This window comes from Intestinimonas sp. RTP31139st1_F5_RTP31139_211217 (assembly GCF_040226735.1).
Classification (GTDB): domain Bacteria; phylum Bacillota; class Clostridia; order Oscillospirales; family Oscillospiraceae; genus Intestinimonas; species Intestinimonas butyriciproducens.
This window is the reverse complement of the sequence record NZ_JBCOAQ010000001.1, coordinates 175,099-182,154: the sequence shown is the minus strand read 5'-3', so window position 1 is coordinate 182,154 and position 7,056 is coordinate 175,099. Positions and strand designations below refer to the sequence as shown.

The 7,056-nt window shown below is 43.4% G+C and carries 9 protein-coding genes and 1 tRNA gene; 8 read left to right on the top strand and 2 right to left on the bottom strand.

Going from position 1 to position 7,056, the window contains the following annotated elements; all coding sequences use genetic code 11:
* Nucleotides 1-107: 107 nt before the first annotated feature.
* On the bottom strand, nucleotides 108-335 hold the full coding sequence (locus ABUA09_RS00955; protein ID WP_349949011.1) for a helix-turn-helix domain-containing protein: 228 nt from the start codon (nucleotides 333-335) through the stop codon (nucleotides 108-110).
* Between the two features lie 156 nt (nucleotides 336-491).
* Between ABUA09_RS00955 and ABUA09_RS00950 the strand changes: the two genes are divergently transcribed.
* From ABUA09_RS00950 to ABUA09_RS00915, 8 genes are all read left to right on the top strand, one after another.
* Nucleotides 492-749 (top strand): hypothetical protein, encoded by a 258-nt coding sequence (locus ABUA09_RS00950; RefSeq protein WP_349949010.1) that lies wholly within the window; start codon nucleotides 492-494, stop codon nucleotides 747-749.
* A 402-nt stretch (nucleotides 750-1,151) separates the two neighbouring features.
* A tRNA-Thr gene (locus ABUA09_RS00945) sits at nucleotides 1,152-1,226 on the top strand.
* 528 nt (nucleotides 1,227-1,754) lie between these two features.
* Nucleotides 1,755-2,510: a zonular occludens toxin domain-containing protein gene (locus ABUA09_RS00940; RefSeq protein WP_349949009.1), complete on the top strand. Its 756-nt coding sequence runs from the start codon at nucleotides 1,755-1,757 to the stop codon at nucleotides 2,508-2,510.
* Nucleotides 2,511-2,544: 34 nt separating this feature from the next.
* Nucleotides 2,545-3,030, top strand: a complete 486-nt coding sequence (locus ABUA09_RS00935) for a hypothetical protein (RefSeq protein WP_349949008.1) — start codon at nucleotides 2,545-2,547, stop codon at nucleotides 3,028-3,030.
* A complete protein-coding gene (locus ABUA09_RS00930; protein WP_349949007.1) occupies nucleotides 2,933-4,246 on the top strand; it encodes a phage tail family protein in 1,314 nt (437 codons plus the stop codon). Before ABUA09_RS00935 ends, ABUA09_RS00930 begins: the two co-directional genes overlap by 98 nt.
* Complete coding sequence (locus tag ABUA09_RS00925; protein ID WP_349949005.1) at nucleotides 4,233-4,517, top strand: hypothetical protein; 285 nt, start codon at nucleotides 4,233-4,235, stop codon at nucleotides 4,515-4,517. The genes ABUA09_RS00930 and ABUA09_RS00925 overlap by 14 nt, the downstream gene beginning before the upstream one ends.
* A gap of 92 nt (nucleotides 4,518-4,609) precedes the next feature.
* The gene (locus tag ABUA09_RS00920; protein WP_349949004.1) at nucleotides 4,610-5,317 is read left to right on the top strand and encodes a rolling circle replication-associated protein; all 708 of its coding nucleotides are present in this window, start codon (nucleotides 4,610-4,612) and stop codon (nucleotides 5,315-5,317) included.
* 62 nt (nucleotides 5,318-5,379) lie between these two features.
* A complete protein-coding gene (locus ABUA09_RS00915; protein ID WP_033116763.1) occupies nucleotides 5,380-6,408 on the top strand; it encodes a tyrosine-type recombinase/integrase in 1,029 nt (342 codons plus the stop codon).
* Here the strand turns inward: ABUA09_RS00915 and ABUA09_RS00910 are convergent.
* Complete coding sequence (locus ABUA09_RS00910; protein ID WP_033116703.1) at nucleotides 6,405-6,959, bottom strand: amidase domain-containing protein; 555 nt, start codon at nucleotides 6,957-6,959, stop codon at nucleotides 6,405-6,407. The genes ABUA09_RS00915 and ABUA09_RS00910 overlap by 4 nt on opposite strands.
* Between the last annotated feature and the right edge of the window lie 97 nt (nucleotides 6,960-7,056).

Genomic DNA, 7,056 nt, shown 5'->3' with positions numbered 1-7,056 from the left:
GGGTGTTTTATTATGTGTGAGACTGGGGGTGCAGGGGCTACGGGTTCGGAGATTTCCAAGTAAACAAAATAAAGATTCTTGTTTCTTTCGATAAAAAGGGGAGGGCCTTACGGCTCTCCCTTTTTTGTGCCTTTTGTTCCTAGTAGCCAGTCTACGGATACTTCGTAGAAGTCTGCTAGTTTTCCTATTGTTTCTATATCTGGTTCTGTTCTTCCGGTTTCATAATTTGCAATTGTAGGTTGTGGTATTCCCAGTTCTCTTGTTATTTCTCTTTGTGTGAATCCTGTATCATTTCTTGCTTTTTTTAGTCGTTGTGCAAATATTTCCTTGTACATGATATCGTTCTCCTTTCTGATTTGATTTTAGCATATTAACTAAAAACTTTGATTTAATTTCAGCATATTTACGATTGCAAAATAGCATCAAATATGCTATTATTAAATCAGGCAAAAGGCAATGAACAATATATGGAAAGAAAGGACGATTAAAAAATGGATATTATCACAATCATCGGCTACAAGGATACCAATTTCACGGCGCAGGACGGGAATAAGATTGTAGGTACTACTTACTTTTTTACGATGGCGGATGAGCATACTATTGGGCTTATGTCTGGCAAGCTCTTTATGTCTTCCGAAAAAATCCAGAAGCTTAGTTATATTCCTCGGCAAGGGGATGTACTCAAATGCTATTATGATCGTTATGGTAAGCCGGTCGAGTTCGTTCCCTATGAAGGAGATGAATTTTAATGGATAAGCAGTCTATGAAAGATGCTCTCAGCGTCATAAGAAAAATCTCTAATCTCGTCACAAAATATTGTGGTGAGCACGATATTAAATCCTGTGATGAATGCCCTCTTCGCAAATATTGTCCTTCTGTCTGAAATCCTCTTACGCCACCCGTGGGCTGTAGTCAACTGCGGGTGGTTCCCCTTAAAGTAGATGTCATTTTAACTCCCTCTCAACAGGTACTATCACTTCAAAAACGTGTATCTGATTTAACTTATCGTATTGATGATATGCAGCGGAATTATGATCGTTTGGAGTACAAATATCGTTGTGAAGTCCTTGTAAATTCTGAGCTTATGGATATATGTAAATCTCATAATTATCCTGTCCGTGATTCTATCAAAAATTTAAATCTTTAGATATTGCGGGATAGTGTAGTGGTTAGCATACCTCTTTCGTCCAGAGGAGACGGCGGTTCAAATCCTCCTCCCGCACCCATGATTTTAAAAAGAAGGGAGGTTATTTGACGGAATCTAGTGTTCTTACTTCCTCTGCGTTTTCCAGCGTTATCACCGCACTTCAAGCACAGTTGTCTGTTACCACCGTGATTGAGGTCCTGGCCTATACTGCGGGTGTCTGTGTAGGTTTGGTCTTTGTCTGGTGGGGTGTCCGTAAGGCTTCTAGGGCTATTATGGGCGCTTTTAAGCGAGGTCGTCTCAAGCTTTAATCTTTGTTCTCCCCGAAAAGCGGGAGGCCGCTTAGCGGTCTCCCGCTTTTCTCGTCCTATGGCCCGCAGGCCATGAACAACCGTTTCTCCGGGGCCCTGTAAGGGCCTCCGCCTTGAACAACATGAAAGGAGTGTTACAAGATGGTAGTAGCTGATATTATTGCGCTGTACGTGGAGGTTATTCAAATTGCTCTTCCGTTCACGATTTGTTTTTATCTTTGTGATTTCATCGTGACTACTTTTTTGCGTGTCGCCTTTGGTGGCAAATTAACATTTAAGTCTTTTTAGGATGTGATTTTGTGAGAAATGATCTTTTAAAAGGTCCTGAAAATCCCGTTGGAATGGTTAAATCTTTACAGTATAAGGCGGGTTTTCGTCGGGAGCATCCTGAGTATTTTGATCCCGAAGGATTGATGATTTTTTGTGGTCCGCAGGGGAGCGGTAAAACGCTTTCGGCGGTGCAGTATTGCCTTAAGATTATAGATCGGTATCCGGGTTGTAAGTTTGTGACCAATGTAGCGATATCGGGTCTTCCGGATACGTTGGAGGTGATCGAGTATGATGGATTGGATTCTCTTTTTAATGTTTCCAATGGTTATGCCGGGGTCCTTTACTTGATCGATGAAATTCACCTGGAATTTAATAGTCTTGAAAGCAAGAATATGTCTATCGAAGAGATGACTGAGTTTGCTCAGCAACGGAAACAGCGGAAACATATTGTTGGGACTAGTCAGGTATTTATGCGGCTTGCGAAACCCCTTCGGGAGCAAATTAAGAATGTAGTCTTGTGTAAAAATTATTTGGGTCTTATACAGAGAAATCAACTCATTGACGGTACAACTGCAATAGAAAATAACGGTAAATTAGAGTGTACTTGTTTAGGCAATTACTGGTGGTTTCATAGTCCGGATTTGTACTCCTGTTATGATACTTACGCCAAAATGAAGCGATACAAGAAGGAATGGAGGGGGAGAAGCCATGCGCCGTCTATTTTGCCTTATGAGTCTTCTGGTGTCTCTGAGCGCGCTCAGTTGGGCCGGGGCCGTCGAGAGTGATCCGGTATATCAGATAGGAGATTTGCCGGTCTACGTGGAACAGGAAGGGGGAGAGATGCTTGAATATGCTCTTGTCGCTGTGCCTACAGGCAATATCAATTCTAGCTATGGGGTGGGTACCTCTAATATTGCTATTTTTGGTCCTATTGCTTCTAAGCTGTCTTATGGTACTCATTACGTATATTGGCGTGAAGATCAATACACCTATTGTTTTGCCTATTCGAGCACTATTTCATTTGAAAATGGGAGATTTTCAGGGCAAGATGTTACGGTTATTACATATGAAACGTACAATACCTATAATTCTCAAGCTACGTTCACGACTGCGCAAGAGTCGAGTTTCTCACTATCTCCGGGCAATTACCTTGTTTGGTCGGATTTAGGCGACTATCCTACTTTGTATGAGAGGGGAGGGGAAGACTATGCAAAAACGGCGTGTATTATCCTTGCTTCTTTCGGTCTTTATTATTTGTTCCACCACATGTGGGCGGACATTCGCCAGCGGTATATTGACCATTGATGATATGGGCATAGATCCGTGGGGAGATCTCGCGGAGATTCAGGACGGTACGCAGCTGCCCGGGCCTGCGGTGCAGATCGGCGTGGATGACCCGGTATATGCGCTGAGTCGATCTCCTATGGCGGTTATGTCGGCGGCGGCTGCGTCTAATACTGCGGCTGAGTGGCATATTGAGAAGACTGGCCAACAATATTTTGGTTTTAGTACTCGTTATACTGGACAATGGACTAGTATGGGGCCTGTTACTAAGGATGTTGCATCTGCGTCTGATTTATCCAGTGGGCTTATTCGTCTGGCTACTTATACTAATTCTAACAGTATGAAATCTACAGTTGCGTATCAGGCACCAAGTGAATTTTATGTTGATGTTTATAAGGATGTAAATTTTTCAGAAGTTGATATGTCTTATGTGTATGTTAATGGCAATCCAAATTTTTATTTAGAGGTATCTAATACTTTTGGCGCAGTTTTGATACCTCCTAAGTCAATTCATGTTCTTGTTAATGATTCTGAGTATGTGTCAGATATACAACCCGGTTCTAATGTACGTCAAGAAATTCCTTTGGGTGCCGAATTTCCTGAGATTACTAAGGTGGGTTTCCGTTTTCGTTTTGCCGCTAGTGAGACTCAAAAGGATACTGGTTCTGTTTCGGATGTAGTTTATTATAATTTTCTTCCCAGAATTGGTAATTTGTCCATTACTTCGTCAGATCAGGCCACAGGGCTTTTATCTGGTATCCTGGCTTTTTTGCAGACGATCTATAATGCTATTGTTTCGCTCCCTGGTAATATTGCCAGTGCGATTATAGAGGGTCTGAAAGGGCTTTTCATTCCTTCTGAAGAGGATATTACGGGAATTAAAAGTCAGTATGAATCTTTATTTTCTGAGCGGTTGGGTTTTATATATCAAGGTTTTCAATGGGTAGTGGATTTTGCTTCCACTATACTTAATACTTTGCAAAATGTGACTTCTTATTCTTTTGATTTTCCCGGCGTTTCTGTTCCATTAAATGGGATTACTTATCAAATTATACCAGCAACAAGGGTTTCTCTGGATAACGGTGTTATGGGTGTTTTGCGGCCTGTATTGGGTACTATTGTATCTTTTGTTTGTATTGTGAGTTTTGTTAATATGGCCTATGATATGACTTCTGCCTTAATCAGTGGTATAAGCTATTTTGAATTTATGAAGAGGGGGAAGGATGATGATAATTAGTGGATTGTTAAATTTAATTTATTCTGTTTTGTCTTTTCTTCTGGTCTTTGAGCTGCCTAATATGCCGGACACAATCCTTGCTATTTTGAATCAGATAACTGGATATTTTCAAACAGGTATCCAGGTTATATCTGCTTTTATCGGCTCTACTGCAATAGGCGTAATTGCTCTTCTTATTCAATTGGTGATTTTTCTTAATGCGGCTTATTTTTTGTGGTCGTTTGTCTTTTGGGTTATTCGGAAAATCCCTATGCTCAATGTGCGAGAGTGATAGCATATCGGCAATGCCAAACGCGCGGAGCGCGTTGGCATGCCGATTGCTTACTTGACAGTAACATCATTTAAATACAAAGGGGTTTAATCATGTACTATAATGTCAGGGTAAAGTCATATCCTGATGGGACGAAACAGTACATGTATAGCGAGAGGATGAAAGAAAAGGGGTATAAGGTCAAGGAGAAAGAAAAGACTGGTCAGGAAGTGGAGCGTGGAGAACGGCAGAATATGACACGTGCTGTACGGAAGGTGTATGACTTAGCCCGTAGCAATGTTTTTGACTGGTTTATAACGATGACCTTTGACCCTGCAAAAGTTGATAGATATGATTATGATGCATGTGCTGATGCCATTAAGGGTTTTACTCATAAATTGTGCTTGAATGGCAATCAATGGATTATTGTTCCGGAACAGCACAAGGATGGTGCTTATCATTTTCATGGTTTAGTTTCCGGTGATTTGGATTTGACCTATTATGCGGATGGGGTGTATAATCTCAATAATTACGGATATGGTTTTACAACTGCTACTAAGATACGAGACCGGGCGCGGGTGTCTACTTATATTGCCAAGTATCTTACTAAGCTAATTACGGTGCCTAAAGGGCGTAAACGGTATTGGGCGAGTCGTTCTTTACAATGTCCGATTGAGGAGTTTGTAGTCATGAGTACTGAGGAGTATGGAGAGATTTATAATTCAGCGCGTTTTCAAAAGGTGATAGATTCTCCGTTTGGGTGTTTTATTATGTGTGAGACTGGGGGTGCAGGGGCTACGGGTTCGGAGATTTCCAAGTAAACAAAATAAAGATTTTGTTTACTTGGGGAGAGGAATTCTTTGATCTGTATGCCGAAATACCTATGGATTATCGTGCCGAGGCTCCACCAATTCTTCGCGATTTTTTGATGTATCATGAGACCATTCAAGGTCATTCACGAAAAACGGTTGATGAGTATTACCTGGATCTGAGGAATTTCTTTCGCTACATAAAAATTGAACGCGGTTTTGTTCCGCGCAGTGCGGAGCTTGATGAAATTTCTGTTGAGGATGTGGATCTGTCTCTCGTCGCATCGGTAACGCTCACAGACGTATATTCTTATATGGCTTATCTCAGCCGGGACCGGGCCCAGCATCCCAACAGTTCTGCGACCAGCTATGGTTTGGGTGCGGCGGCCCGCGCACGAAAGGTTGCAGCGATCCGGTCGTTCTATAAGTACCTTTCCAATAAGGCAAAACTGATTCCGGAAAACCCTATGCAGGACTTGGATTCCCCACGATTAAAGAAAACCCTGCCGCGATATCTGGATTTGGAGGGCAGCGTGGCGCTTTTGCAGGCTGTAGATGGCGCTTTTAGGGAGCGTGACTACTGTATTTTGACGATTTTTCTCAATTGCGGTCTGCGGATTTCAGAGCTGATTGGTCTTAATCTAACAGATGTTCGAGAGGATACCCTCAGAGTACTAGGGAAAGGAAATAAAGAGCGCATCGTCTATTTAAACGATGCCTGTAAAACAGCCATCGACGATTATTTGGCCGTCCGCGGTCCGGAAGGCCAAATAATCGACAAAAATGCTCTTTTTCTCAGCAAACGTCGCACCCGAATTACAAAATCCGCTGTCGAAAAGCTGGTCAAGAAGCATCTCTCCGCAGCAGGATTGGACAGTGCGCAGTATTCGCCCCATAAGCTGCGCCATACGGCGGCCACATTGATGCTCCAGAACGGAGTTGATGTACGAACGCTTCAAGAAGTCTTGGGCCACGATCATTTGAATACCACGCAGATTTATACCCACGTAGAGAGCGACAATCTGCGTGTGGCGGCGAAGGCCAATCCTTTGGGGAAATTAAAAAAGAAGAGGAGCCCCCCGGCTCCTCCAAAGAGAGATTAGGACATAGGAGGTCCGTTCTCCGGAGGCGGTTCCATCGGCTCTGGAGAATATGCGCCCAAGATGTGTAGAAAACGGATCTCCTGAAAGAAATAGGTGCTCAGAGGTCTCCAGTCGGCATCGTAGGAGTGGGCGGCAATCAGTGTGTTTTCTAATGTGGGGGGATCTCCCATGGCCACGATGATCGGCGTATGTCCAAAAATCTCTTTATGAAATCGGAGCTGTACGAAATCTCCAGGCTCTAAATTCTCGAGCGTTGTCTCCAGTCCAAAAGGGCCGGGACCGTTCCAGTCCCGTGTGATAAAATTATAAAAATACGGAACCCCAGTCCACGCGGGCGCCTTCCGATTGGCATCGATATAATACCAGCCCAGGTCGGGGGTAAAATTCATAACGCCTGTGCCCGCATACAGACATTGCGAGGCGAAGTTGGTACAGTCCCCTCCCAGCTCTTCATAATCGTAATAGGCCGGGTTGCGGCCAAAGGCCCATTTATGGGCATAGCGCAGGGCTGCCTTTCGATCGTATGGGATAACAGGCTTGGGCGGCGGCATAATGGGTCCCTCCTTCCACACGAGTGTTTTCGCTACATTCTATGTCTCGGCCCACGCAATGTTCTCAGGTTCCCTCCCATCTTTGAATAGTATGGGC

Coding starts and splice junctions, on each gene's coding strand:
- ABUA09_RS00955 (WP_349949011.1), bottom strand. CDS start 335: ATGTACAAGGAAATATTTGCACAACGACTAAAAAAAGCAAGAAATGAT.
- ABUA09_RS00950 (WP_349949010.1), top strand. CDS start 492: ATGGATATTATCACAATCATCGGCTACAAGGATACCAATTTCACGGCG.
- ABUA09_RS00930 (WP_349949007.1), top strand. CDS start 2,933: ATGCAAAAACGGCGTGTATTATCCTTGCTTCTTTCGGTCTTTATTATT.
- ABUA09_RS00925 (WP_349949005.1), top strand. CDS start 4,233: ATGATGATAATTAGTGGATTGTTAAATTTAATTTATTCTGTTTTGTCT.
- ABUA09_RS00920 (WP_349949004.1), top strand. CDS start 4,610: ATGTACTATAATGTCAGGGTAAAGTCATATCCTGATGGGACGAAACAG.
- ABUA09_RS00915 (WP_033116763.1), top strand. CDS start 5,380: ATGGATTATCGTGCCGAGGCTCCACCAATTCTTCGCGATTTTTTGATG.
- ABUA09_RS00910 (WP_033116703.1), bottom strand. CDS start 6,959: ATGCCGCCGCCCAAGCCTGTTATCCCATACGATCGAAAGGCAGCCCTG.